This is a genomic window from Idiomarina sp. UBA4520 (assembly GCF_002388365.1).
GTDB classification, from domain to species: Bacteria; Pseudomonadota; Gammaproteobacteria; order Enterobacterales; family Alteromonadaceae; genus Idiomarina; species Idiomarina zobellii.
This window is the reverse complement of the sequence record NZ_DGMK01000015.1, coordinates 67,380-93,067: the sequence shown is the minus strand read 5'-3', so window position 1 is coordinate 93,067 and position 25,688 is coordinate 67,380. Positions and strand designations below refer to the sequence as shown.

Here is a 25,688-nt window from a genome sequence, read left to right as displayed (position 1 = left end):
GACGAATTCGTTAAAAGTGAAGCGCTACATTATAGCTAACTAGGGCTGAATGTCATCCGTCGGTACTGGCTAAGCGCACATCATTTTTACCCGCTGCTTTAGCGGCGTACATGGCCTTATCGGCGGAGCGCAATAACTTTTGTACATCGGTGCCATGAGCAGGGTACATAGCGACACCAATAGATACGCTCACTTCCAGTTGCTGTTTTTTGACTTTGTAGGGCTTGGCTAGCTGCACTACCAACTTACGGGCTACCGCAAGTGCTGACCCCACGGCCACGGCGGTTGGTAGTATCACCACAAACTCGTCGCCACCGTGACGGCAGACGGTATCGGAGCGGCGCAATAGCGTTTTCATGCGCTGAGACGCTTGAACAAGTAACTCGTCGCCATAATTATGGCCAAAATCGTCATTGATTTGCTTAAAACCATCAAGATCTAAAAACAGTACTGAAAATGGTTTTTGCGTTCTTTCGCTCTGGCGTAACGACTGTTCGAGACGATCCTGCATTAGGTTTCTATTCGGCAACCCCGTCAGTTCGTCGTGGGTGGCAATATGACGAATATGGCGCTCAGCCGCTTTACGGGCTTTAATTTCTTTACGAAGACGGCTGTTCCATATACCAAAGCTAAGAATAACTAAAAGCACAACCGAGCCTATTTTCATTCCCAACTCAAGCAGCTCTTCGTCACTCCACCCCTGCTCTAGTTTATACCCATACCATTTGCGTTTTAACGCGTCTCGCTGCTGTGGTGTTAGTGAATTAATACCTCGGTTCAGTATAGTCACCAGCGGTTGCCAGTCATCGCGCACCGCAAGATATAGGGCGTTACCCTGAGTCGAATCCAGCACCGACAGCTTCGAACCAGGTAACGGATATTCCTGAAGTTCATCCACTAAAATAGGCAGGCTATCGACATAAGAATCGACCATGCGGTTGCGCAACCGGTCAATACCTTCATCAATATCGGACACACTAACCACTTCAATGCGCCCGGTATCAACCAGCTGAGACTCTATGCTGTACCCTTTAACAACAGCAACCCGCTGACCGTGTAGCTCGCTCGTTCTCAAACTACTGCCAGCACGCATGGTAGAGTCCATAGTCAGCGCAGCCCAGGGCATAGACCAGTAACTTTGAGTAAAGTCCATGCTCAGGTTACGCTCAACGGAATAAGAGACACTGGTTAAAACATCAATGTCTTTATTGGAGATAGCGTCTAAACACTCTTGCCACTGTCCGCACGGCTTCCAGACTAACTCGACGTCCATCGTCGCGGTAAATTGCTTAAGTAAGTCGACATCGAGCCCGGCGGCACCGTTTTCTGTCTCGTAAATCAGTGGTTGTAATTGGTTCGGCACACCCACGCGAATGGTTGAATGTTGCTCTAACCATTCGTCTGGAGCATAGGCATAAGTCGGCGCCGGCAATAATGTCAAAAGCGACATAGCCAGACTCATTACCGAACAAAAATACAATGTTTTAGGCCAAATACTTACCAACAACAGGTTCCTCCCAATAAGACGGCGATATATTAATCAAAACGCGGCTGTCCGTCAGCACTAATTATCGGTAAAATACACAATATGTTTACTTTAATTTGTAAGTTGACCCATGAGCCAACACGACACTATTTTTTCTAAACCTCTGCCGAGTGTGTCTGACTTCTGCTTTGACCAGCAAGTTGTTGAAGTGTTTCCCGATATGATTAATCGCTCGGTGCCCGGTTACTCGAGTATTCTGCAAACCTTGCCCCAGTTGGTAAGTCGTTATGCGCAGAATAATACCCAGTTGTTCGACTTAGGGTGTTCGTTAGGTGCTGCGACACTGGCTATGCGCAAGGGCTGCGAAAACTCTGACGGTTGTAAAATTGTCGCGGTTGATAACTCAGAGCCTATGATTGAGCGTGCAGGTTTGCATTTAGGCGGCTTTAAAAGTCAGGTTCCCGTGGAGCTGCGTTGTGAGGACATTACCGACACTGTCATTGAAAACGCATCGGTGGTGGTTTTGAACTTTACCTTACAATTTGTGCCACCAGAAAAACGCGAAGCCATGATTCAGCGTATTTACGACGGATTAACTGACGGTGGAGTGTTGCTCATTGCCGAGAAGTTTCGCCATGCAGATGAAACTATGAACAACATGCTGGTCGATTTACATCACGACTTTAAACGCGCTAACGGTTACAGCGAACTTGAGATTAGCCAAAAGCGCGCAGCTATCGAAAACGTCATGAAAATTGATACCTTAGAGGCACACGAGCAGCGTTTTCAAAAAGTCGGTTTTAAGCATCAGACTGTATGGTTCCAGTGTTTTAATTTCGCAGCCATGCTAGCGGTTAAATAAAGGATTATAACTCAACAATGATTGACTTTAGCAACGACCTGAAAGCGCTAATCGACAGTCCGCACGAACAATGGCTGGATACGTTAGCGCCGCAGCTGACGGCCTTTAACAACAACCCTCACGGCAATTTAAAACGCTGGCAACGGGTAATTGAGCAGTTACCCCACATTCCGACCGAAAACTGCCAGTTGGGCGACACCGTCACCGTAGGCTCTCCGGAAGAAGCATCCGATTCAGATCGCGCTCGCATTACCGGCCTGCTTCAGCAGTTACAGCCCTGGCGTAAAGGGCCGTTTGACCTATTTGGAGTGTTTATTGATACCGAATGGCGCTCAGACTGGAAATGGCAACGTGTAAAACCTCATATCGATGATTTAAAAGGTAAACAGGTGTTAGATGTCGGCTGCGGCAGTGGGTATCATTTATGGCGCATGCTGGAAGCGGGTGCCGAGAGAGTCTGGGGCATAGACCCAGGCGAACTGTTTTTCATGCAATTCCAGGCTATTCGCAACATGATGCCGGCAAAATACCAAAACAAAGCACACTTTTTCCCAGTCGGCATTGAACACATGCCGGAGTTAAAGAGCTTTGATACTGTATTCAGCATGGGCGTTTTGTATCATCGTCGCTCGCCTCTGGCGTTTTTGCAGGAGCTTAAATCGCTCATAAAGCCGGGGGGCCAGCTCGTATTAGAAACCATTGTCGTTGAAGGCGACGAAACAACAGTTATGCTGCCCGGAGAGCGTTATGCTCAAATGCGAAACGTTTGGTTTTTACCTAGTGCAAAGGCCTTGTCGGTATGGCTGGAGCGGTTAGGCTTTAAAGACATTGCAATTGTTGACCACAACACGACATCGCTTGAAGAGCAAAGGCGCACAGACTGGATGACGGGTGAGTCTTTAGCCGACTTTTTAGATGCTAAGAATCCGGAACTAACCGTGGAAGGTTATAAAGCGCCAATTCGGGCCGTATTAACAGCCCGAGTTTAGCGCTTTTTGCAATTTAAGCGCTTTTTAACGACTTAATATACTGCTTCATGTCGCTGCCCAGCTCCGGGTGGCGCATTGCGTGTTCAATAAAGGCTTGTGCATAGCCAAGCTTATTACCACAGTCATGGCTTTTGCCTTTCATGTAGTAAGCATTTACCGACTGCTTTTCAAGCAACATGGCCATTGCATCAGTTAATTGTATTTCATTACCCGCACCAACCGGTGTTTTTTCCAGCAATGGCCATAGGTCAGCCGAGAATACATAACGACCGACTACAGCCAAGTCAGATGGCGCTTCTTCTTTGGACGGTTTCTCAACCAACTGGGTAATTGGAGATTGCTCGCCCGGCTTCAACTCTTCGCCACCAATATCCGCAATACCGTATTTGCTGACATCTTCCTGAGGCACTTTCTCAACCATTACCTGAGAGTGACCCGTTTCATCAAAGTTTCTAACCATTTCCGCTAAGTTGTCACGGTTTAAATTGCAGCTTGCTTCATCCACTAGAACGTCTGGCAATACTACGGCAAACGGCTCGTTACCAACGAGTGGCTGTGCGCACAACACAGCGTGACCCAGACCTTTAGCCTGACCCTGACGCACATGCATAATAGTGGTATTTTCCGGACAAATAGCCTGAACTTCCGCTAGCAATTGTCGCTTAACACGCTGCTCAAGCGTGGTTTCGAGTTCGAAGCTGGTATCAAAATGGTTTTCAATTGAGTTCTTACTCGAATGCGTTACCAAAATAACATCGGTAAGGCCAGCTGCCGCACACTCTTCGACAATGTATTGAATAAGCGGTCTGTCGACCAGTGGTAACATTTCCTTTGGAATGGCTTTGGTTGCCGGTAGCATCCGGGTGCCGAGTCCTGCGACCGGTATTACAACTTTTTTGACCATAGCAGCTGTCCTTACAATAAATTCATTCGAATAAAGAGGGCAAGTTTATACCCGCTAAGCGTGTTACAATGCAAGCCATTGTACAAAATTCAATAAAAAAAATTATGGCGTTATATTTTTCTTCCCGCAAAATACCACAGCTTAACTCATACAGTTTTACTGAGCGTGCGATGATTCTATCAATCGCCCAGGAGAAAATGCCAGTCCCCCGCCGACTTATTTGTAACTTGGCGAAGCTGGTTCCTATCTGCGTTATCTTTTTTTTGGTGGTGGAAGCTGAAGGTTGGTGGAAATTACTCGCGCTACTGGCGGCAGGTATTGGCTATCCGTTATTCACTCAGCCCATTAATATCAATATGTCGATGCCCTATATCGACAAAGCCATTAAGCAATTTGAGGCTCAGCGCTCACAATAAGTTCTTTGCCATAGCAGCGACAGTGCAGGCGGTGCAAGGACTCTAGTTGATGCGTACGATAATTCGCATGTTTCCAAATACCCAGCGCTAAGTCCGGTTTCGCACTGGGTGAAGGCTCTAATTTATCGCCCGCCTGCGCCCATTGCCACTGTCCAGTTTCTGTATCCAGCACACCCGCCAGAATATCGAAGGCAGTTCTAACCTGAGAGTGGCACAGCTCAATATTCAAATGCTCTAATAACGACCCCGGCAGCACCAGCGTGTTATCCATACCGGATAAATACTGTCGTATCACGGGGTCAACCAAGGTTTTAAGCACTAATAATGGCACCAGGCTTTGCTCCGTTGCGTTTTGCGCCGCCGCCATAACCACCAGTGCTTTGCCGTTTCCTAAAGAGCGATAGTCAACCCAGGTAGGCGTTGTATCAGCAGAGTCTGTAACGCAGGAAAAGCTATACGTACCAACCCTGAGAGGGCTTCTGGGCAAAAGCTCCTCTGTCAGCTTACCGGCTATCATATCGTCCTGATAAATGACATCAATATGAGCATCTAGCTCCCAAATATCGTGTAAATAAGAGGTTTCGAGCTCATGACGCTCGAGGCAATGACCTATGGCACTGTCTAATACATCGAGACTTTGTAGGGGTTTAACGAGGTAATCCCAGGCACCGAGGCGCACCGCTTCACGGATATCTGACATTTTTTCAGATGCTGAAATCACAATGATAGGCAGGTGAGCACAGACTTTTAATAGCTTTTCAATGACTTCCAAACCATTAATATCAGGTAGGTTTAAGTCACAAAGAACCACATCGGGGCACTGTTGCTCGCACAGTTCCAGGCCTTGCTTCCCAGCGCCGGCACAGCGCACATCATAGCCATGCTGACTGAGATACTCATTCAGCATGGACTGGAATACTAAGTCATCTTCAATAACCGCAACGTGCGCTTTCGACATGGTTTCATTCTCTTCGCTCACCATGTTTTAAGCATTGTTCAGGAATAGAGATCCGTCAACGTGACTCGTCGTCAAAATCCTCAAAATCATCGTCGAAGTCATCAAAGTCTTCAAAATCGTCTTCTGGTAATGGTGGGTTGCCGTCGTAGACTTGATCTTGCCAACGCTGATAATAAACATCTTTGACGAAAGAGTAAGGGTCCAGGGAGTTTTCCAGAACCTGTTCCTGGTCGCGCAAACGTATGCGCATCTCCAAACCTTTAACGGTATAACGAAGTATATCGACTGGCCAGGTCAATGACGGATACGGAAAATATTGTCTGTCAGCGTAGTCGCCACCGCGATCAACAATCACCGTTGGTCCCAGTAACGGCAGCATTACGTAAGGCCCTTCAGGAACGCCCCAAACAGCTAAAGTCTGCCCAAAGCTTTCTTCCTTTTTTTCAAGACCTATTGGCGTGGCCACATCAAAAAGACCGACAAGCCCAACTGTTGAGTTAATTAAAAAGCGTCCTAACGATATACCGGCATCTCCTAACTTCCACTGCAGGATATTGTTCACAAAAGACGACGGCTCTTCTAAGTTCTCAACAGCATTATACAGTGACGTACGAATTGGCTTTGGTACGTCATCATAAACATTCGCTGCGGGTTGAATAACGACTTCATCCACATCGCGATTAAACTCCCACATGCCGCGGTTAAAATCCTCAAACGGGTCGCGGGGGTCGGCATAAGGGTCTTCCGGAGTCGATGAGCATCCTACTAACAATACTGAGAAAAGTAACAATCCGTATTTTTTCATTCTTGAATCCGTGTTGATAAAGTCACTGTCGCTGTTTGATTCGCCTTAGCTTTAATAGTCACTGTTGGCGCTTCCAGATCACCGGGTTCCGCTTCAATGTTCTCGTCTTGCGAAACACGAGCGCGCACCGTCCACTCACCCAAGTCAGACAGTTTGTGGTCCGGTAACATGGCGTTAGCATTAGATAAGGTATAAGTCACAGGAAAGCCTTCGACCGGCTCACGGATCACCGCTGCTGGCATAGGCGCCTCATTTCCGGTGACATAAACAAATAACGTTGCACCTTCGGGCAAAAATTCCTGAACCGCGTTATCGATGTTCACCGTAACGGTTAATGTCATACCAGCGTTAGTCTGTTGCTGCTTCGCGTCTGCTAACGCATTCTGAACAGCCACGTAGCGCTCCGAGCCTGGCGATAATTGCTCTTGCAACAATGTCCACGCCTGAATCGCTTGCTCCCAGTCCTGTTGTTCATAAGCCACAAAGCCCAGTAGCGAAAGTGCCTCTATATTGGCTGGGTTTAGCTTCAATGCCCGGGCTAACAAATTCGCAGCTTTCGCTTTATTTTGAGCTGAGCCTGACATTAATAAGAAACGACTGTAACTGACCAGAGTGTTAAGCCGCTCAGGCTCTAAATCCAGTGATTTCTGAAAAGCCTCGTCCGCTTCTTCCGGTGCGCCAATATCCACCATTAGCCCCGCATATATCCACCATGCAATGGCATCATTAGGGTCGCTCATAAGCTTCTGGCGAAGCCCCAAAGCGAACAGGTTAAGCTCTTCCGGATCGGCAGCCTGAGTTTGCTCGCTCAGTAACTTTTTGCCAAGTTCTGGTAAACGTTCACGAGCATCTGCCGCTTGCTCCTGCAATTGCCAGCTACCAAAGCTCCAGTACAAAGCAACCGATATAATCACAACAATGACAGCCGGTAATACGACGGGCGCCGGGCGCCATTCTATAGTTTCTTCAATGTCCTTACTGTCATTAACAAAGGTTTTATCGAGCTCCTGCTTTGAATACTCGTATTCTTCATCAGACAACCCGTGCAAAGAGCGCTCTTCTTCTAGCTCCGTTAAACGTTGCTCGTACCAGCGCTTATTTTCATCCTGTCTTTTTAGAATGCGTCGCTGTTTTCCTGTCGCTAACAGAATAAAAACGACAGCAACTAACAGCATCAACAACATTACGATGATTAAACTAGTCATTGTCGTTTTTCCTTAGCTGCTCTAACTGAGCGCGCTCTTCAGGGGTCAAAGCTGTTTGCTCTTTTTTCTTGCGTGTCAGCAAAACAGCAACACCAATACCGATAATCAAAATAACCACAGGACCGAACCACAGTACTGCTGTCGCGGCGGTAAACGGTGGTTTGTAATGCACAAAATTACCGTAACGTTCGACCATAAAGTCGATAATTTCCTGCTTCGACTTACCCGCCTTAAGCATCTCGTAACTTTTATCTCGCATATCTTCCGCAAGCGGGGCATTAGAGTCGGCTATATTTTGATTTTGGCACTTGGGGCAGCGCAATTCTTTAATTAATTGTTGATACGTTTCGCGCTGTTGCTCATTTTCAAACGAACGCGACACCGCCTCTTCCGCTGCGGCACAAAACACAAAAGTACTCAGCAAAAAAAGTAGGGAAATGAACCGGCTCATTGCGCCTCCTGCTTGAGCTGCTCATAAATGGGTTTTAATGTGCTCTGCCAATTACGTGCGTTCACGTCACCAACATGGCGATAACGTATAACACCCTGTTCATCAATAAAGTAAGTTTCCGGGGCTCCGTAAACACCAAACTCAAAGGCAACTTCGCCTTCTGGATCAAACAAGTTAATCGTGTATGGATCACCTAGCGTATTTAGCCAGTTAACCGCTTTCCCACGCGAGTCATCTTTATAATTTAAGCCAACAATAGGGATACCCTCTGACGCTAACTGGTTCAGAAACTCATGTTCTGCACGGCACGTCGGGCACCAAGTTGCCCAGACATTTAGCAGTATAGGTTTGCCTTTTAACACCGATTCGTCATAAACGATACTGGTGTCATAAAGATCGGCAGCCTCAAAGTTTGGTACCGGCTCATTAATTAACGCCGAATCCAGTTTCGTCGGGTCGCTTCCTAGCCCCTTCAACAAAAACACTGCTAGTAGCAGGAATAAAACCAATGGCGCAAATAAAACAAGCCAACGTAGGTTCTTATTCATTTGCCCCTCCGCTTTTCAACTTACGGTAACGTTTATCCGCCATTGCGAACACACCACCTACGGCCATAATAATAGCGCCAAGCCATATCCAGCGAACAAATGGTTTAACATAGAAACGGATTGCCCATGCGCCATCTTCCAGAGGTTCGCCCATGGCAATGTAGATATCTCTTAATAGGCTTGCATCGAGACCGACTTCCGTCATACTGGTTCGCTGCACTCGGTAAAAGCGCTTTTCACTGGTCACCTCAGTAACAAGTTCACCATTTTTTGTGACGGTGAACTCCCCCGCATCGGAATCGTAGTTAGGCCCTTCGCGGTGGTCTAAGGAATCAAAGCTGACGTTGTAGCCGATAATGTCAACTGACTGTCCCGGCGCCAAGGCAATGTCTCTTTCCTGTTCATAATGTGACACCAGAGTGATGCCAATTAAGGTTACTGCAAAGCCTATATGACCCAGCACCATGCCCCAGTGGCTACCCGACAGGCGGGTAATACCATGCCAGCCTTGTTTACGCTGTTTCACTGTCTGCTGTACTTCGGTTACTGTTGCCAGACCAACCCAGAACGCTAAGAACAAGCCTATAACCACCATTGCCGGCAATTCGTCGGCCCAAATTTTTGGTAGCGTATTAGCCAGTACCACGGCAAGGCTAAGTGCCAACGCAATAGGCTTCAGTAGAGGCTTAATTGCCTGTCGACGCCAGCGCAATAGAGGTCCCAGGCCAACCATCAGTGCGAATGGAATGACCAACCAACTGTAGACGCTGTTGAAGAAGGGTTCACCGACTGAAATGCTGCCCAAGCCAATTTCTTTATGCACTAATGGCAGCATAGTACCAAGGAAGACCACAACCATCGCAGCCATCAGCAAGACGTTGTTACCCAGCAGCATGACTTCGCGGGAAAATAGCTCGTATCGGCTGTAGCTCTGCATTTGTCCGGCACGCATGCCGTACAGTATTAAAGACCCACCAATAACCAATGCGAGTAAGACCAAAATAAATAAACCACGGGTTGGGTCTGACGCAAAGGCATGCACCGACACCAAAACCCCCGACCGAACCAGGAAAGTCCCCAATAGGCTCAAACTAAAGGCTGCTATTGCCAGTAATACTGTCCAGGATTTGAAACTGCCCCGCTTTTCAGTAACCGCTAACGAGTGCAGCAAAGCCGTTCCAACCAGCCATGGCATAAAGCTAGCATTTTCGACCGGATCCCAGAACCACCAGCCACCCCAGCCAAGTTCGTAATAGGCCCACCAACTGCCGATTGCGATACCCAGAGTCAGGAAGATCCAGGCCGCTAATGTCCACGGTCGTGACCACCGTGCCCAGGCCGCATCTAGCTTACCCGACATAAGCGCAGCAATGGCAAACGCAAAGGCTACCGAGAACCCGACATACCCCATATACAATAACGGTGGATGGATGATCATGCCCGGGTCTTGTAACAGTGGATTTAAGTCACGCCCGTCGACAGGAATTAACGGTAACGCGCGGTCGAACGGGTTGGACACCGTTAACATAAATAAGTAGAAGCCAATACTGATTAAACCAAGAATGGCTAAAACCCGCGCCACCATGGGCAAAGGCATAGAACGTGAAAACAGCGCAACCGCGGCTATCCAGCCTGCCTGCATCAACATCCATAAAAGAAAAGAACCTTCATGGGAGCCCCATACCGCTGTTACCCGATAGGCAACCGGTAAGTCTGAGTTAGAGTTTGCAGCAACATAGGCAATACTAAAGTCATTACTGACGAATCCCCAAACCAATAGTCCAAAAGCCACAGCGGTGAAGAAAAACTGGCCTAGGGCAAAAGGCCTTGCCAGTGACATCATGCCACCATGGCCTTTGGCTGCGCCCCAAAGGGGGTAGAACGCCAACAAACAAGAGAATGCCAGCGCTATGGCTATAGCGAGGTGGCCTGCTTCAGCAATCATTGATCACCATCCTCATAGGATTTGTTGGGGTTTACGTGCTTAATGCCTTTCATTTTTTCGGCTAACTCCGGCGGCATATATTCTTCGTCGTGTTTAGCCAGCACTTCCGTTGCTTTCAAAACGGTAGGCTCTACCAACTCACCCTGAGCAACAATGCCCTGACCTTCGCGGAATAAGTCCGGCAAAATACCTTGATAAAGCACCGTGATTTCAGGGCCTGTGTCGGTAATATTAAAAGACACTTCCAGGGTTTTCGGGTCGCGTTTAACCGAGCCTTCAACGACCATGCCGCCAACACGCATACGCTGACCAACCTGTGGCTTTTGCTTGTCTTCGCCCTTGCCTTCTACCAACTCGCTAGGTGTATAAAACAAGTCGATACTTTGACTCAATGCGTACAACATTAGTCCTGTCGCTACAGACACGCCGAACACTAAAATAAGCACCCAGGTAAGTCTTTGTTTACGTCTCGGATTCATACTTCTCTCCTACTGCGACACTGACCGTTGTCGCTTGGCTAAGCGCTGCTGACGATTCTGCAACTGCTGGCTTTTCTTCCGCAAGGACTTACGAGCGATAGCCGTTTCCAGCGCAACTAACGCAATAACGACAAAGCTCAAGAAAAAAGACAACCAAACATATAAGCCATAGCCGCCCATAATGATAAAGTCCTGAAAACTGTCGAATGGCATCAGTTTTTCTCCAGTTCCTGCTGCGCCCACGGGCGACCTAATTCATGTCGTAGTATCTCATTTTTTAACCGCATCATCACCAGTAAAATGGTTAAAAATAGGAAGCCTGCCAGGCATATTAATAATGGAATAAGCATACTGGTTGCTATCGACGGTCTCTCAAATTTGGTAATAGTCGCCCCCTGATGCAGGGTGTTCCACCACTCAACGGAGTAATGAATAATAGGCAGGTTAATAACCCCCACAAGCGAGAGTATGGCAGCGGCTTTAGCGCCTGTTCTGGCGTCATCGAAAGCAAAATAAAGCGCCATAACACCAATGTATAAGAATAAAAGAATAAGCTCGGAAGTAAGGCGTGCATCCCAAACCCACCAAGTGCCCCACATGGGCTTACCCCAAATGGCCCCGGTCAACAAGGCGACAACCGTCAACGCAGCTCCGACAGGGGCTATGGCCGGTATCGACCACTCCGCTGTTTTGATTTGCCAAATAAGTGCTATGCCACCCATTATTGCCATACCGGCATACGCGCCCATTGAAAAAATAGCCGCCGGTACATGCAAGAATATAATTCGGTAACTGTCGCCCTGTTGGTAGTCTGCCGGCGCGAATGCCAGCCCCCAAACCACACCGACGGCCAACGAAATAAAGGTTAATGCCGCAAACCACGGAAGTAACTTTTCGACAAGTCGATAGGTTGCTTCAGGCTTCGCGTAAGGGTGTAACCATCGCCACATATTAATTCACACTCATTTTTATGCCCGCAGCTATCGCCAGCGGAGACAATGTTATGGTCAAAACAGAAATAGCCGCAAGAATAGCCAATTGTCCGTGCACTGCAAGCCCCATAGAGGCATTTTCAACAGCGGCGGTGGCAAAAATCAGCAGCGGAATAAACAAAGGAATAAGGATAAGGCTAATTAGCGAGCTGCCGCGCTGAACCTGGAGGGTTAGCGCCGCTCCAATAGCGCCGAGTGCACTCAAAGCTGGTGTGCCAAGCAGCAAACTGAGCGCTAACGCCCACCAACCTTGCATCGGCAAGCTTAGCAGTAGCGCCAGCAGCGGCGACAATATGACTAAGGGCAGCCCCGTTAACAGCCAGTGAGCCATCACTTTGGCGGTTGTAGTGAACGCCAGCGGCTGTGGCAGTAAGCACAACTGCTCCAGCGTGCCGTCCTGAAAGTCATCTTTAAATAAACGCTCGAGTCCTAGCAGGCTGGCTAAAAGAGCAGCCACCCAAATAATGCCGGGTGCTATACGCGCAAGAATATCAGGCCCCGGACCGACGCCCAATGGGAATAGCGTGACCACCATCAGTAAAAACAATAGTGGGTTTAAGGCATCACTGCGTCGACGCGCGGCAATGCGTAAGTCACGTTTCAGTACTGCCAGCCAAACTTGTCGCATGGAAGCGTTAATCATAAGCCGCCTCACAATGAACCTGGACAGCCTGACTTAAATCGATAAGTTTGGGCGATAACTCGGACAAGGTCAGCGACTGATGCGAAGTAAAAATAATACAACCTTCGTCGGCTAAGTGTTCAGCAAAGCGCTTTTGTAGCAGAGCAACCCCTTGCACATCTAACGAAGTAAAGGGTTCATCCAGAATCCACAGCTTTGCCTTATTCGCCCACAACCGGGTTAAAGCGACACGTCGCTGTTGGCCAGCTGATAGGCGGCCTGTGAGCTCATCTTCTAACCCCAGTAAACCGAGCTTTTCCAATAAGTCCCAGCCATCGGTATTAGGGCTTGCGGTAAGCTGCTGTTGCCAATAGAAGTTTTCTAATGCAGTAAGTTCGCCTTTTACAGCGGCTTTATGACCAATAAACAGCAGCTGCTGACAGTAGCTTTGCCAGTTGTCGTGCAAGCTTGTGCCGTTAAACTGAATACGCCCTTCATTAGGCTCTAAAAGCCCGGCCAGCATTCTCAGCAACGTCGACTTGCCCGCCCCATTAGGACCGGTTACCTGCCATAACTCACCAGGGTGTAACTGGAAGCTCAGCTCATCAAACAGTACTCGACCACCACGCGTTGAGCTAAGCTGCTCGGCGTGCAATAGTGGCACTTTGGCGGTAGTTTCTTGTGTCATGCGGATTTTACAACTGAGCCCTTACTGGTAAGCTGACGCAAATGCCACCGAGTCTACCATAAAATTTGAGTAAAGCGCATGGCTGATATCACGCAACTGCTACAACAAATGCTGAACGCTCCAGAGCGCTCTATGGCTCGTATTGATAAGCAAAACGTAGCAACCCTTGCGCGCATTTTAACCAGCCCAAATACCGGTGCTGGAAATACTCCTTCCGGGCCGCGTCAGCCAACGTTACAAATTCCGGCCGCGGTACTTTTGCCGCAAGCCAGTGGAAGCTCCGGCGGTAATACGCAACAAGCCCCCCAAATACAAGGAGCCGGGTGGCAATGGCCCAACCCACCGAAAGCGCTTATGGCACAGTTGCCACCAAAACTTTCCTCAGGAACGCAACTGCAGCTGCAGGTATCGATGACACCGGGGAACAAACCTGTAGTGCAACTGCTGATTACCCAAGTGCCAGGCAAACTGCCGCCCGGAGGCAATACTCAACAGGGTCAGCCGATACCTAAAACTCAGACAGGGCAACCTCAGCCAACCCCACCGCAGGCTGGGGCGCCAAAGACGCAGGTTGCAAAGGTCGATATACCAATAACACAGTTGCCGCCCAAGCTTATTAAAGCGCTAGTTGAAAGTTCTCAAGCGACACAGCTGTTAAAAGCCACCGGTGCAAGTAAAGCGGCTTCTATACAGACACCGCTAGCCAACAGCCTGACGCCACCGACCGACAAAGCGCCAATCAACACTGGAAACCCTGTTCAATTCTCGCGGGGTATTGCTATTAAACAGGCACACCAGTTAAGTCCGCAACAATTTCAGCAAGCTATACAAACACTGGTCGCACAAATAAAAACACAACTTTCCACGCAGCCGGCAGTGCCACCCAATAATGCGGCAAATACTTCATTAAAAATCCCCGAGCTGTCTGCGCTTATCGCCAAAATAAACACCAGTGTAAAAGCAGTGCCAACGCCAAGTTCAATCAGCACAACGTCAGGGACTCAGGCGGCACAGACAGCCGCAACCTTAACTGCGGCATTACGTTCCCCCTCTAATGCCATTGAGCAGTTAGTTAAAGTCGTACTGCAACAACAACCCTCGGGCGAATCCATGCAACGCCCGGAAGCGCTACAACGTTGGGTGAGCGACTGGTTTTCTGCGCGTCCAGTCAGTGTTCAGTCAAGCCAGCAAATGGGCTCGCTTGGTCAAATGTTGATGATGCTGCTGGGGTTGAACTTGCAGCAAAATAGCCAACAAAACAGTACGCAAGCTAATACACAACCTCTTCCTAAACAATTCACTCAAGCGCTGATACAGCAGGTGCTGAATCCGTCACCAGAAGTGGCTGGCGATGTGCGTGAGCGCATTAATCAACTGCTGCTTCAGCTTCCGCAGCAACAATTGCAACGACTATTACAGTTATTCACTGGCGTATTAAATTCAGCACAAAGTGCACAGGCCAGGCTTCAGGACTCGCCAATGCAGCAACCTGAATATTTCATTTTATTACCGACAGATCCGCAAAAAAATGGGCAAAATGAGTTGCTTATTCGTCCGGAGCGCGAGCCTGGCACGCCCGAGCAAGAGGGTCGTACATTGTGGCTCTTCACCTTGCGCTTTGAGCTGGAAGCCACAGGCCCTCTACTGGTAAAAGGCAGATACCACCCGCAAGGCTCGTCAGTCGACTTTTATGCCGAGTCGCCTGCAGCGCAAAAAACCATCGAAAAGCACCTGGAGCAACTGGAAAAGCGACTGGCTGACTTAGAGGTCAATAGTGTGAAGTTCCGAGTTCAGCAAGGGCAAATTCCGGAGAGCTTAGCAACACAACAAAGTGGCATTATTCGGGTGAAGGTATGACAGAAAGAAAAGAAAAACAGGCTATTGGACTGTCTTACGACGGCTTTAACGCCCCTAAAGTTATTGCCCGCGGGTTTGACGAGTTAGCCGAAGAGATTATTGCCGTTGCCAAAGAGCATGGGGTGTTAGTCCATGAAGACCCACTGTTGTCGGACTCACTAGCAAAACTCAACGTGGGCGACGAAATACCGCGCGAACTGTATATCATTATTGCTGAAATTATTGCCTTCGCTTATCTACTGGATGGCAAGTTCCCAAGACAGTGGGAAGAGGGTTAACCTTTACGTTGGTGCAGTGAGACTAGCAGCTCTGCCTCCGCCTGCGGTAATTCACATTCGTGCATGAGCTCTTCAACGGTTGCTCCACTTGCTACCAATTTACTCGCCCGATGGTAGAGTTTTGAGCCGGGATCCTGCTCGGCTAATTCCTGCAGTTTTTCCTGAAGTCGCCGCTGCTCGTCATTAAGTGTTGAGACTTGCTGCTCTAACTGCGCTAACAGTTGTTTTTCAGCAAAGTTAGAATCTTGCTTAGGCTCATTCAATTGCTCTTTTAAAGAAAGTACTTCAGTTGCCGTTTCTGTGAGCATTAATAACCTTTGCTGCTGGCGTTCAATAAGCTCAGCCTGACGCCGCGATGTCATAACAACCGCAACTAACGCAATCAGCGCCAGCCCAAGAGCCAGCGCTGATAAAGCAATAAGCCAAAGCGTCATGGTTAAACCACCTGCCCGCAATTAACCCAGACGAGAAATTTCATCCCACTCGTCATCGGTTAGCATTTTATCCAGATCAACAAGAATCAGCAGTTCGTCATCTCGGTTACTCACGCCCTGAATGAAACGAGCACTCTCGTCTGTACCCACATTTGGCGCGCTGTCAATTTCAGAAGTTTTCAGGTAAACCACTTCGGCGACGCTGTCGACCAAAATGCCAATAACTTGTTTTTCTGATTCAATGATAACAATACGTGTATTGTCGGTTACTTCGGTCGTTTGCAAACCAAAGCGCAGACGAGTATCAATAACGGTGACAACGTTGCCACGCAAATTAATAATACCCAACACATAGTTCGGAGCTCCGGGTACGGGTGCTATTTCGCTGTAGCGAAGCACTTCCTGAACCTGCATGACATTAATGCCATAGGTTTCATCGTCAAGCTGAAACGTCACCCACTGTAGCACTTCGTCGTTACTGTCAGCGTCCGTCTCATTCTTTAGAGCGCGATTATCTTTACTCATGTTTCACTCCGCCATGCGTTATTTAGTCTTGCTGGATATGTCCCAGACCGTTATCCAGAAGTGTAATCAATGCGTTTACATCGAGCAACGCACACATTCTGTCACGAACCACTCCAGCCAACCAGGGACGTTTATTGTTGCCTGCTTTGCGCCATTGAATGGCTTCTGGTTGCAGTGGTTCACTGGTTACCAATTCTTCACATAACAGCCCCCAGGGACTGTCATTTAAAGTTATAAGATACTGATAGTCCAACGACTCTTCCAGCTCTTCCGTGTACTTCTCCGGCATAACCCAGCGAGCAGTATCAACCACCTGTAGCTTATCTTCCCGCTCTGTCATTATGCCTTTAAACCATTTTGGTTTACCCATCAGCGGGTTTATTTTCCCTAACTGATGAATACCACCTAAACTTTTCAGCGGCACAGCCAATGTTAACCCCGCCACCTTAAAGAACAGCGCCTGAAAGTCGTCCTCCATATACTCAGACATAGCGTCTGGCTGAGGCTCTTCTTCCGCTGGAGCCATTTCCTCAACATCTGTATGCGTCGCGACGTCGGTTTCATCGTCAACATCAACGCTCTCTTCAGTTTCTGCGACTTGTTCAGTGTTTACCTTAGGCTCAACCTGAGTATCCGTTTCAACTACGGTCTCAGTCTCAGTAAGCGCTTCTCTAGTATCAGTATCGTCCGCTTTTACAGAAACTAAAGGTAATAAATCTTCATCTCTGTTCAGTGTCACTGACTCTTGCTGAGTCACTTGCTGTATTTTCGGGGCCGCCTGCTCTAGTAACTTCTTAACCGGCTCATTATCGAATTCAACCACTTCATCCTCGAGCAGTAACGCATCAAGGTATTCCGTCATTGCCTGTTCGCTATTGGAATATTTGCTATTCATAACTTAGCCTAACTCCAATTGTTGCAGGTGAATCAATAACGACTGATACGCCAGCACACCACGTGATTTAGGCGCATAAAGCGACGGCGGTGTTTGCTCGTTCGACGCATCCCGGAACTTAGTGTCGATAGGAATCATGCCGTTCCAAACGGATTTACCATAACGACCAACGAGCTTCTTATACGTCTGCAATGACGCATTGGTTCGTTTATCGTACAAGGTTGGAATAATAGTATATGGCCGCTCTTCGCCACGAGACTTTTGAATGAGCATAAGCGTACGCATCATTCTGTCGAGGCCTTTCAACGCCAAAAATTCAGTTTGAACGGGTATGAGCACACGGTTGCAACAGGCTAATGCGTTAACCATTAGTACGCCAAGTACCGGCGGCACATCGATAAGCACGTAGTCGTAGTCATCTTTAACCGATGCTAACCCTCTTTTTAATACCAGTCCCATACCACCCTGTGTGCCCAGCTTTCGGTCAAGCGTGGCTAAAGCCATGGTTGCCGGCATAACACTCAGATTGTCAAATTCGGTGGGCAGTATGCACTCACGCATGAGCTCGCGGTTAACATTTTTACCCGCACTGAATACATCGAAAACGCTGTGAGTCAGCTCTTCAGAGTCGAAGCCAAAATAATACGTCAGTGAGGCATGAGGGTCAGTGTCAATACATAACACCCGCTTACCCTGCTCGGCCAATAGCCCTGCCAGAGCGACTGTTGTGGTGGTCTTTCCCACGCCGCCTTTCTGGTTAGCTACCGTCCAAACAATCATATAAGCACCTTATTAAACGCCGCTGTAACCGACTTCTTTCATGATTGAGCGCGCCATATTATCCAAACTAATACTTTTCGTTGAAATACCCGCTGAAGCAACCGCCTGAGGCATTCCATAAACAACACAGCTGTCCTGATCCTGAGCCCAGATAGTAGCGCCCTGTTGCTTTAACATACGAGAACCTTCCCGTCCGTCAGCGCCCATGCCGGTTAAAATAACGCCCAGAACTTTACCCATATAGACTTTCGACAAGCTGGCAAAGGTTAAATCGACACTCGGCTTGTATGTGACTCGCCCACTGGTGTCCTCTTTAACCCGCAGCCTGGCACTGCCTGAGCGGCCTTCTACGACTAACTGCTTACCGCCCGGAGCCAAGTAAGCGGTGCCGGGCTTCAGCACATCACCGTCTTCGGCTTCTTTCACACGCACCTTACACAAGCCATCTAAACGTTGTGAAAAGGCCTTAGTGAAAGCCGCAGGCATATGTTGCACCATAACAATGGGGTACGGAAAATTACCCGGTAATTGCGTTAGTATTTTCTGCAAGGCAACGGGGCCACCGGTTGAAGTGCCAATCGCCAAAATTTGATACGCACGATTAATGCTTAAAGAACCGGCTGCATCCGCTAGCCGCGACGATGCTTCACGCTGACTCTGACGCTCTTCATTGCGTTGACGAATACGCTCGAGCGCTGAGGTCGGCTCTTTCGGCTTGGTGGGCTGTGACGTTCTGCTTGAAGGCGGCGGAGTGCGGGTAATTGTTGGGGTTCGCGCTGCAGGCTGATTAGCAATAGCCAAAACTCGATCTTGCAGCGTTTTTACGGCTTCGTCGCGGTTACGGGCAATATCTTCAAATTTCTTAGGTAAGAAATCAGCAGCGCCGGCCTCTAACGCATTTAACGTTGCTGTCGCGCCTTCGTGAGTCAGTGACGAGAACATTAAAATGGGGCAAGGGTTGCTGCCCATGATGGTTTTCACCGCATCAATGCCGTTCATCACCGGCATTTCAATGTCCATAGTAATAACGTCAGGTCTTAAGGCTTTTGCCTGCGCCACAGCTTCTTCGCCGTTATTAGCGGAGCCAATAACTTGTATATTTGAGTGTGCTTCCAGAATCTCGGTAACTCGGCGTCTAAAAAACGCCGAGTCGTCCACTACGAGAACTTTAACTGTCATGAACGGTGTGTCCCGTTATCGTTTAGCGTAATACTTCAGCATGCTTGGTACGTCGACAATCAGCGCAATACCACCATCACTAGTGATAGTTGCCCCCGCCATACCCGGCGTGCCCTGTAACAGTTTATCCAATGGTTTAATGACCACTTCTTCCTGACCAATAAGGGCATCAACGACAAAGCCAACTTGTTGGTTACCTATTTGAACGACCACAACATGACCATTCTCATTTCGGCTTGAGCGGTCTGGGTTTCTCACCAGCCAGTGCTCAAGGAAGAACAGCGGTATCGCGCGCTCACGAACAATAAGCGTTAACTGACCATCGACGGTGTTGGTGCGCTTCATGTCCAGATCAATGATTTCGCTGACAACCGCTAGTGGTAATGCAAAGGTTTGATCTTTTACAGCCACCATTAAGGTCGGCAAAATAGCCAAAGTGAGCGGCACTTTTATCAATAGTTCGGTACCTTTACCCAGTTCTGACTGAATTTTGACACTACCGTTTAATTGGCTGATTTTAGTTTTTACGACATCCATGCCGACACCACGGCCGGAGATATCAGACACTTCTTCTTTGGTCGAAAAGCCAGCCGCAAAAATCAGGTTATAGGCATCTTCGTCACTCAAACGCGCCGCTGCATCGGTATCCAAAATACCTTTACTAATGGCTATACCTTTCAGCTTTTCAGCATCCATACCCGCGCCGTCGTCTTTTATCGACAGCATAATATGGTCGCCTTCCTGAGAGGCTGATAAGGTGACCGTACCTGCCCGTGGTTTACCTTTTGCTTCACGGTCGTCTGGCATTTCAATACCATGGTCGACAGAGTTTCGAACCAAGTGAACTAACGGATCGGCCAAAGCTTCGACAAGGTTTTTATCCAAGTCGGTATCTTCTCCGAACATTTCTAAATTAATTTCTTTCTTCAGGCTACGCGCCAAATCACGAACCACCCGTGGGAAGCGGCCAAACACTTTCTTAATTGGCTGCATACGGGTTTTCATGACAGCGCCTTGTAAGTCACCTGTCACCACATCCAGGTTAGAAATGGCTTTACCCATTTCATCGCTGTCAGCGTCGTCTGAATTACTCAAACTCAATAAGCGGTTACGCACCAGGACTAGCTCACCAACCATGTTCATTATGTCATCGAGACGCTTGGTATCGACCCGAACAGTGGTTTCTGCGGCTGGTTGCTGCGGTGCTGCAGGTTTCTTGTCAGCCGGCTTATCCGCCGCTTTCGGTTTATCGTCTTTAGCGGCTGGTTTAGCTGCAGGCTTGGCTTTTGGCTCAGGTTTAGGCTCTGGCTTAGCTTCAGCTTTTTTCTCTGACTTAGGTTTATCTTTCGACTTGTCTTCTTTGCCGTTATCTACACTCTTTGTCGGTGCCTTACCGGAACCGTGCAGCTCATCGAGCAACGACTCAAACTCATCATCGGTTATTTCGTCACTATCAGCGGGCTTCTCTTGTTTCTTCTCGGCACTTTGCGGTGCTTTACCCGAGCCATGTAGTTCATCTAACAGAGATTCAAACTCGTCGTCGGTAATTTCATCGCTGTCACTCTGGGTGGAATCAGCAGACGCTTTTGGCTTTTCTGACGCCTGTTCCGATTTACCGGCGCCAGGGCCTTTCCCCTCGCCGTGTAACTCGTCCAACAACGCTTCAAATTCATCGTCCTGAATCTCATCGATACCGCCGTCGCCTGAGCTTTCAGTTGCTTCCTCTTTAGGTGCTTCCGATTCAGGCTCTGGCTCAGCTTCTTCAGCCTGTGCTTCGATAGGCGCCTCGTCTTCAGACTCTGGCTGGCTAAGCTTATGCAATAACTCAAGTAATTTGTCATCGGCAGGACTAATATCTTCACGAGCTTGCACTTGAGCAAACTGAGCATTGATAGTGTCCAACGCTTGCAGAATCACGTCCATTAAATCGGACGTAACCGTGCGCTGACCATTACGCAAAGTATCAAACACGTTTTCTGCACCGTGGCAGGTATCCACTAATGCGGTTAGCGACAGAAAGCCTGCACCACCCTTCACGGTATGGAAACCACGGAAAATCGCGTTTAATAAATCTTTGTTTTCTGGGTCGTTTTCTAGCTCAACTAACTGCTCAGACAACTGCTCGAGGATTTCTCCCGCCTCGATCAAAAAGTCCTGCAGTATGTCTTCATCCATATCAAAGCTCATGCGACTGATGCTCCTAGAAACCTAAACTGGACAATAAATCGTCCACTTCGTCTTGCCCACCAACAACGTCATCACGTTTATCGGCATCAATAATTGGGCCTTCTGCCTCACTGGCACTTTTCTGCTTTGAAGACTCGGCCTTTTCCGCTTCTCTGCGTGCTTCTTCTTTGCCAAATATTTTTAACAGTTCAATGAGGTTTTTTTCGACGTCTTCAACCAGTTGAATGACCCGTCGAATGACCTGCCCGGTAATGTCTTGATAATCCTGAGCCATAAGTACTTCGGTCATAAGCCCATGCACTTGTGGCATATTTTCACCACAGCGCTTAAGTACATCATCGACCTCATGACACAAAGACTTGAATTCATTTAACTGAATATCGTTGCTCATCAGTCGATTCCAGACCGGCATTACGCTCTCAACGCGCTGATGCATGTCGTCAGCCATCGGCAAACAAGCCTCTACCGCGTCCATTGTCCTATTAGCGGCGTCTTCTGTTTTTTGAATGACGTACTGTAAACGGTTTTGCGCGTCAGGAAGATCATCTTCTGTCATTTGCACAATGCGAGGATCCAGCTGGAAATCCTGCAGAGCTTCGTGGAGGTCACGCGTCAACTGACCCACTGAAGTAAACAGTTTGTCGTTGCTACGGTTATAAACGTCTTCCAAAAGTTGATTGGCTTGTTGCTGCTTCCCCTCTTCGAGCAAAGACACGAGCTCTTTAGCCTGCTCGAGGGAAATATCGTGGGCTTTATCAGACATGGTCATAGCCCTTTTAGCTAATGCGTTCGAAAATCTTGTCGAGCTTTTCTTTTAACGTCACAGCTGTGAACGGTTTAACGATATAGCCGTTAACCCCTGCTTGCGCAGCAGCGATGATTTGTTCGCGTTTAGCTTCCGCCGTTACCATGAGTACCGGCAAGTGCGACAGATTATCGTCCTTACGAATTTCTTTCAGTAGATCGATACCTTGCATGCCCGGCATGTTCCAGTCGGTCACGACAAAGTCAAAATCGCCGTTTTGCAACATAGGCAGAGCCGTGTTGCCGTCATCGGCTTCCTGAATATTCGTAAAACCAAGGTCACGAAGTAAGTTCTTAATGATTCGTCTCATTGTAGAAAAGTCATCCACAACAAGAATTTTCATATTTTTATCCAAAGCACCCTCCACTGAGGCTCTCGATTACCACCAAAATTATTCAACCCAATTCTGCATTCGCGACTTGAGCCGCACCATTGCCTGACTGTGAATTTGGCTGACGCGAGATTCACTCACACTCAGCACTTCACCTATCTCTTTCAAATTCAATTCTTCATCATAATACAATGAAAGCACTAAAGCTTCACGCTCTGGTAACGAAGAAATTGTCGATACCAAGGCTTTATGAAACGCTGCGTTTTCGACATCGCGCTGCGGTTCGTATGCTGAGCCTGTCACTTGCTCGGGCATTAACGCATCTTCTGAAACGCCTAAGTCTTCAATACCTATAATGCGCCCCGAACTCACATCTCTTAAAATGGCATGATATTCATCCAGGCTCATGCCCAGCTTACTGGCCACTTCAGTGTCTTTTGCATCACGACCGGTGTCATTCTCTACCTGCCGTATGGCCTCTAGTACGCGACGATGATTTCTGTGAACTGAGCGCGGCGCCCAGTCGCCACGTCGAATTTCATCCAACATAGCGCCACGAATACGTATTCCGGCAAAGGTTTCAAAACTGGCTCCTTTGCTGTTATCAAAATTCCGCGCCGCTTCTAATAAGCCTATCATGCCCGCTTGAATTAAGTCATCGACTTGCACACTCGCTGGCAACCTCGCCATCATGTGGTGTGCAATTCGCTTAACCAGCCCCGTATGCTGCTCAATAATGGCGTTACGGTTGTCGGCTGTTGCGGCATAAGCGGCGGCTTTATTCATTGGCAACATCCCGCTTACTCCCGTTATCGGCAGAAGTTATCAATTGCTCAAGGAAAAATTCTAAATGCCCTCCTGCCTGAGCAGGAATTGGCCAATCCAGAGCTTTCTTCGCTAATGCTTTAAACGCCAGTGACGCCGGAGATTTAGGATACGCCAACACCATCGGTTGTTGCTTCCTAACCGCCAAGCGCAAGTTTTCATCGTGAGGAACAATTGCCGCTAACTCAAGCACTACGTCAAGAAAGCGATCGGTGACCTTAGTCAATTTATTGAACAGTACTTGCCCTTCGCGCATATTGCGCACCATATTGGCAACCACTTTGAACTTGAAGAGTCCCTGCTCGCGACTTAACACTTTTATCAGTGCGTAAGCATCGGTAATTGAGGTAGGTTCATCGCAGACAACCACAAGGACATCCTGCGAAGCGCGGGCAAAGCTGACGACGGTGTTACCGATACCGGCAGCCGTATCGACAATAAGAGTGTCATAATTTCCCTGCAATTGACTAAACGCGCGGATAAGTCCGGCATGCTCTGACTCGCTTAAGTCAACCATCGAGCGAGTACCCGATGTCGCGGGAACGATTTTTATGCCGCCAGGGCCTTCAATTAAAATATCTTCCAGTTCGCATTGGCCGCTCAGTACATGGGACAAATTGCGTTCGACACGCAAGCCCAGCATGACATCAACATTGGCCAGGCCAAGGTCGGCATCAAGTACCAGTACTCGTTTCCCTTGCTTCGCCATAGCAATGGCCATATTCAGTGACACGTTGGTTTTACCCACGCCACCCTTACCACCTGTGACAGCTATGACTTTTACTTTTGACTGTTTCATTCTTCGCAGACCGCTTGCTTGATCCATCGGGCGTATCTCTTATTTTACTTCTTCGACAACAGCGTCATTTTATAACGGCTCACTCAGCGAGAAAACGCCGCATTCCAGTACGATTTTGGCACGTCTGATACCGAGGAACAAATGCTTTTGTCCATTAATCGCTCGGCTTCAGACACCAGATAATTTGCGTCGGCAACTTTAATGTCTTCAGGCACTTGCTGACCATTGGTCACATAACCAACGGGCAGGCCGTTTTCAATTGCCACACTGATACTTTCTCCTAAACTTAAGCATTCGTCCAGTTTGGTAAAAATGCAACCCGACAAAGGTAGTGTTTTGAACTGCTTAACCGCGTCATCTAACACTTGGTTTTGTGAGGTTGCTGACAATACCAGATAAGGTCTAATTCTCAGGCGTGTATTCTGGATAAGCTGCCCCAGTTGCTCGCTTAAGCGTTTATCGCGCTGACCCATACCCGCTGTATCAATTAAAATTAGGCTCTTATCGCGCAGCGACAACAAAGAGTCAGCTAATTCTTTCGCGTCTTTTGCTACTTTCACCGGACAGCCAATAATACGCCCGTAGGTCTGTAATTGTTCACTGGCACCAATTCTGAAGGTGTCAGTAGTAATCAATGCGACTTTATCCGCGCCGTGACGCTGTGCATAACGCGCCGCCAACTTAGCAATGGTGGTGGTTTTACCCACGCCGGTAGGACCGACAAGAGCAACAGCCCCGCCGCGTGTCAAAATATCGTCGTTGGTGGTATTCAGCTGACCTTCCAACAAATGCATGGTTTGCTCCCAGGCATCCTCGTCTGAGCTGCTTTCAGGAATAAAGCAGGCAATTTGGTCAGCAATACGTTCGCTAAGGCCCATTGTCATGAGTCGCTGCATTAACATGGCACGCACCGGCTCTTCGCGCTCCATTTCCTGCTTCATGAGGCCGCTTAACTGATGCTCTAACAACTGACGAATACCGTTAACCTGTGAGCGCAGCTCTGCTATCGCTTCCGAGTCGTTACTGTCAGGTGTATTCATTTGCTCAGGAAAAATATCTGCTTGTGGTTGCTTCGGTTGAGCTGACGCAGCTTGGTGCGCCATTTGTTGATAACCGCTATGGTCTTCTTGAGTCGCTGCTTGCGGCTCGGACTGCTGAGGCGCAGACGCAGACGTCGAATTTTGGCGCTGCAACAACTCAGACAGAGACTGAGCCGGCGCTTCCGATTCCTGCTGTGCCTGCGGTGCCTGAGTATTTGCGGACGTTTCTGGAGCCGCTTCCGGCGCACGCGCGTCAGGGTCAACAGCCGCCACTAGCTCGATACCACCGTTAACCTTTTTGTTTGAAAGAATGATTGCATCAGCACCTAAGGTTTCTTTAACCTGCTGTAAGCCCCGACGCATATCCTCTGCAAAAAAGCGTTTAATTTTCACAAGCGACTCC

General features: G+C 48.4%; 29 protein-coding genes. 5 read left to right on the top strand and 24 right to left on the bottom strand.

Features of this window, described 5'->3' with window-relative positions; all coding sequences use genetic code 11:
- Positions 1–52 precede the first annotated feature (52 nt).
- Complete coding sequence (locus B3850_RS07535) at positions 53–1,450, bottom strand: diguanylate cyclase domain-containing protein (protein ID WP_286911595.1); 1,398 nt, start codon at positions 1,448–1,450, stop codon at positions 53–55.
- A gap of 166 nt (positions 1,451–1,616) precedes the next feature.
- Between B3850_RS07535 and cmoA the strand changes: the two genes are divergently transcribed.
- Both cmoA and cmoB read left to right on the top strand, forming a co-directional pair.
- Complete coding sequence (cmoA, locus tag B3850_RS07530; protein WP_286871539.1) at positions 1,617–2,348, top strand: carboxy-S-adenosyl-L-methionine synthase CmoA; 732 nt, start codon at positions 1,617–1,619, stop codon at positions 2,346–2,348.
- A 17-nt stretch (positions 2,349–2,365) separates the two neighbouring features.
- Positions 2,366–3,337, top strand: a complete 972-nt coding sequence (gene cmoB, locus B3850_RS07525; RefSeq protein ID WP_286871536.1) for a tRNA 5-methoxyuridine(34)/uridine 5-oxyacetic acid(34) synthase CmoB — start codon at positions 2,366–2,368, stop codon at positions 3,335–3,337.
- A gap of 13 nt (positions 3,338–3,350) precedes the next feature.
- Here the strand turns inward: cmoB and galU are convergent, their stop codons facing one another.
- Positions 3,351–4,241 (bottom strand): UTP--glucose-1-phosphate uridylyltransferase GalU, encoded by an 891-nt coding sequence (galU, locus tag B3850_RS07520; RefSeq protein WP_286871533.1) that lies wholly within the window; start codon positions 4,239–4,241, stop codon positions 3,351–3,353.
- A gap of 68 nt (positions 4,242–4,309) precedes the next feature.
- On the opposite strand from galU, the gene B3850_RS07515 reads away from it, so the two are divergent.
- Complete coding sequence (locus tag B3850_RS07515) at positions 4,310–4,657, top strand: DUF6170 family protein (RefSeq protein ID WP_286871531.1); 348 nt, start codon at positions 4,310–4,312, stop codon at positions 4,655–4,657.
- Here the strand turns inward: B3850_RS07515 and B3850_RS07510 are convergent.
- From B3850_RS07510 to ccmA, 11 genes are read right to left on the bottom strand one after another with little or no spacing between them, the layout of a single operon-like run.
- A complete protein-coding gene (locus B3850_RS07510) occupies positions 4,626–5,615 on the bottom strand; it encodes a response regulator (protein WP_286871528.1) in 990 nt (329 codons plus the stop codon). The two genes, B3850_RS07515 and B3850_RS07510, sit on opposite strands and share 32 nt — an antisense overlap.
- A gap of 55 nt (positions 5,616–5,670) precedes the next feature.
- Positions 5,671–6,420 (bottom strand): MlaA family lipoprotein, encoded by a 750-nt coding sequence (locus tag B3850_RS07505; protein ID WP_273268180.1) that lies wholly within the window; start codon positions 6,418–6,420, stop codon positions 5,671–5,673.
- Positions 6,417–7,625, bottom strand: a complete 1,209-nt coding sequence (ccmI, locus tag B3850_RS07500; RefSeq protein WP_286871523.1) for a c-type cytochrome biogenesis protein CcmI — start codon at positions 7,623–7,625, stop codon at positions 6,417–6,419. The genes B3850_RS07505 and ccmI overlap by 4 nt, the downstream gene beginning before the upstream one ends.
- Complete coding sequence (locus B3850_RS07495) at positions 7,618–8,076, bottom strand: cytochrome c-type biogenesis protein (protein ID WP_286871521.1); 459 nt, start codon at positions 8,074–8,076, stop codon at positions 7,618–7,620. The genes ccmI and B3850_RS07495 overlap by 8 nt, the downstream gene beginning before the upstream one ends.
- Positions 8,073–8,624, bottom strand: coding sequence for a DsbE family thiol:disulfide interchange protein (locus B3850_RS07490; RefSeq protein WP_286871519.1), 552 nt, complete (start codon positions 8,622–8,624; stop codon positions 8,073–8,075). The genes B3850_RS07495 and B3850_RS07490 overlap by 4 nt, the downstream gene beginning before the upstream one ends.
- Entirely contained in the window at positions 8,617–10,569 is a 1,953-nt protein-coding gene (locus B3850_RS07485) for a heme lyase CcmF/NrfE family subunit (protein WP_286911594.1), read from the bottom strand. Before B3850_RS07485 ends, B3850_RS07490 begins: the two co-directional genes overlap by 8 nt.
- Entirely contained in the window at positions 10,566–11,048 is a 483-nt protein-coding gene (gene ccmE, locus B3850_RS07480) for a cytochrome c maturation protein CcmE (RefSeq protein ID WP_058579494.1), read from the bottom strand. Before ccmE ends, B3850_RS07485 begins: the two co-directional genes overlap by 4 nt.
- Positions 11,049–11,057: 9 nt before the next feature.
- On the bottom strand, positions 11,058–11,261 hold the full coding sequence (gene ccmD, locus B3850_RS07475) for a heme exporter protein CcmD (protein ID WP_058579495.1): 204 nt from the start codon (positions 11,259–11,261) through the stop codon (positions 11,058–11,060).
- Complete coding sequence (locus B3850_RS07470) at positions 11,261–11,998, bottom strand: heme ABC transporter permease (RefSeq protein WP_286874519.1); 738 nt, start codon at positions 11,996–11,998, stop codon at positions 11,261–11,263. The genes ccmD and B3850_RS07470 overlap by 1 nt, the downstream gene beginning before the upstream one ends.
- Before the next feature lies 1 nt (position 11,999).
- Positions 12,000–12,683, bottom strand: a complete 684-nt coding sequence (gene ccmB / locus B3850_RS07465; RefSeq protein ID WP_053952935.1) for a heme exporter protein CcmB — start codon at positions 12,681–12,683, stop codon at positions 12,000–12,002.
- Positions 12,676–13,350: a cytochrome c biogenesis heme-transporting ATPase CcmA gene (gene ccmA, locus B3850_RS07460; protein WP_286874517.1), complete on the bottom strand. Its 675-nt coding sequence runs from the start codon at positions 13,348–13,350 to the stop codon at positions 12,676–12,678. The genes ccmB and ccmA overlap by 8 nt, the downstream gene beginning before the upstream one ends.
- A gap of 78 nt (positions 13,351–13,428) precedes the next feature.
- On the opposite strand from ccmA, the gene B3850_RS07455 reads away from it, so the two are divergent.
- Together B3850_RS07455 and B3850_RS07450 are read left to right on the top strand one after the other, a co-directional pair.
- Positions 13,429–15,207: a flagellar hook-length control protein FliK gene (locus tag B3850_RS07455; protein WP_286874515.1), complete on the top strand. Its 1,779-nt coding sequence runs from the start codon at positions 13,429–13,431 to the stop codon at positions 15,205–15,207.
- Positions 15,204–15,485, top strand: coding sequence for an EscU/YscU/HrcU family type III secretion system export apparatus switch protein (locus B3850_RS07450; RefSeq protein WP_058579500.1), 282 nt, complete (start codon positions 15,204–15,206; stop codon positions 15,483–15,485). Before B3850_RS07455 ends, B3850_RS07450 begins: the two co-directional genes overlap by 4 nt.
- Here B3850_RS07450 and B3850_RS07445 read toward each other — a convergent pair.
- Genes B3850_RS07445 through flhF form a run of 11 tightly spaced genes read right to left on the bottom strand, consistent with a single transcriptional unit; the run spans position 15,482 to position 25,678 of the window.
- A complete protein-coding gene (locus B3850_RS07445; RefSeq protein WP_286874513.1) occupies positions 15,482–15,919 on the bottom strand; it encodes a DUF2802 domain-containing protein in 438 nt (145 codons plus the stop codon). The two genes, B3850_RS07450 and B3850_RS07445, sit on opposite strands and share 4 nt — an antisense overlap.
- Positions 15,920–15,940: 21 nt before the next feature.
- Positions 15,941–16,444 (bottom strand): chemotaxis protein CheW, encoded by a 504-nt coding sequence (locus B3850_RS07440; protein WP_053952940.1) that lies wholly within the window; start codon positions 16,442–16,444, stop codon positions 15,941–15,943.
- 22 nt (positions 16,445–16,466) lie between these two features.
- On the bottom strand, positions 16,467–17,339 hold the full coding sequence (locus tag B3850_RS07435) for a chemotaxis protein CheW (RefSeq protein ID WP_286874511.1): 873 nt from the start codon (positions 17,337–17,339) through the stop codon (positions 16,467–16,469).
- Positions 17,340–17,342: 3 nt separating this feature from the next.
- Positions 17,343–18,119 (bottom strand): ParA family protein, encoded by a 777-nt coding sequence (locus tag B3850_RS07430; protein ID WP_286874509.1) that lies wholly within the window; start codon positions 18,117–18,119, stop codon positions 17,343–17,345.
- A gap of 12 nt (positions 18,120–18,131) precedes the next feature.
- The gene (locus tag B3850_RS07425) at positions 18,132–19,298 is read right to left on the bottom strand and encodes a protein-glutamate methylesterase/protein-glutamine glutaminase (RefSeq protein ID WP_286911593.1); all 1,167 of its coding nucleotides are present in this window, start codon (positions 19,296–19,298) and stop codon (positions 18,132–18,134) included.
- 15 nt (positions 19,299–19,313) lie between these two features.
- The gene (locus B3850_RS07420; RefSeq protein ID WP_286874505.1) at positions 19,314–21,485 is read right to left on the bottom strand and encodes a chemotaxis protein CheA; all 2,172 of its coding nucleotides are present in this window, start codon (positions 21,483–21,485) and stop codon (positions 19,314–19,316) included.
- 13 nt (positions 21,486–21,498) lie between these two features.
- Positions 21,499–22,248 carry a protein phosphatase CheZ gene (locus B3850_RS07415; protein WP_286874503.1) on the bottom strand — a complete coding sequence of 250 codons (750 nt, stop codon included), beginning with the start codon at positions 22,246–22,248 and terminating at the stop codon, positions 21,499–21,501.
- Positions 22,249–22,261: 13 nt separating this feature from the next.
- Positions 22,262–22,645, bottom strand: a complete 384-nt coding sequence (gene cheY / locus B3850_RS07410) for a chemotaxis response regulator CheY (protein WP_053953012.1) — start codon at positions 22,643–22,645, stop codon at positions 22,262–22,264.
- A gap of 36 nt (positions 22,646–22,681) precedes the next feature.
- Positions 22,682–23,407, bottom strand: a complete 726-nt coding sequence (locus B3850_RS07405) for an RNA polymerase sigma factor FliA (protein WP_053952946.1) — start codon at positions 23,405–23,407, stop codon at positions 22,682–22,684.
- Complete coding sequence (locus B3850_RS07400) at positions 23,400–24,272, bottom strand: MinD/ParA family protein (RefSeq protein WP_286911592.1); 873 nt, start codon at positions 24,270–24,272, stop codon at positions 23,400–23,402. The genes B3850_RS07405 and B3850_RS07400 overlap by 8 nt, the downstream gene beginning before the upstream one ends.
- 56 nt (positions 24,273–24,328) lie before the next feature.
- Positions 24,329–25,678 (bottom strand): flagellar biosynthesis protein FlhF, encoded by a 1,350-nt coding sequence (flhF, locus tag B3850_RS07395; protein ID WP_286911591.1) that lies wholly within the window; start codon positions 25,676–25,678, stop codon positions 24,329–24,331.
- Positions 25,679–25,688 lie beyond the last annotated feature (10 nt).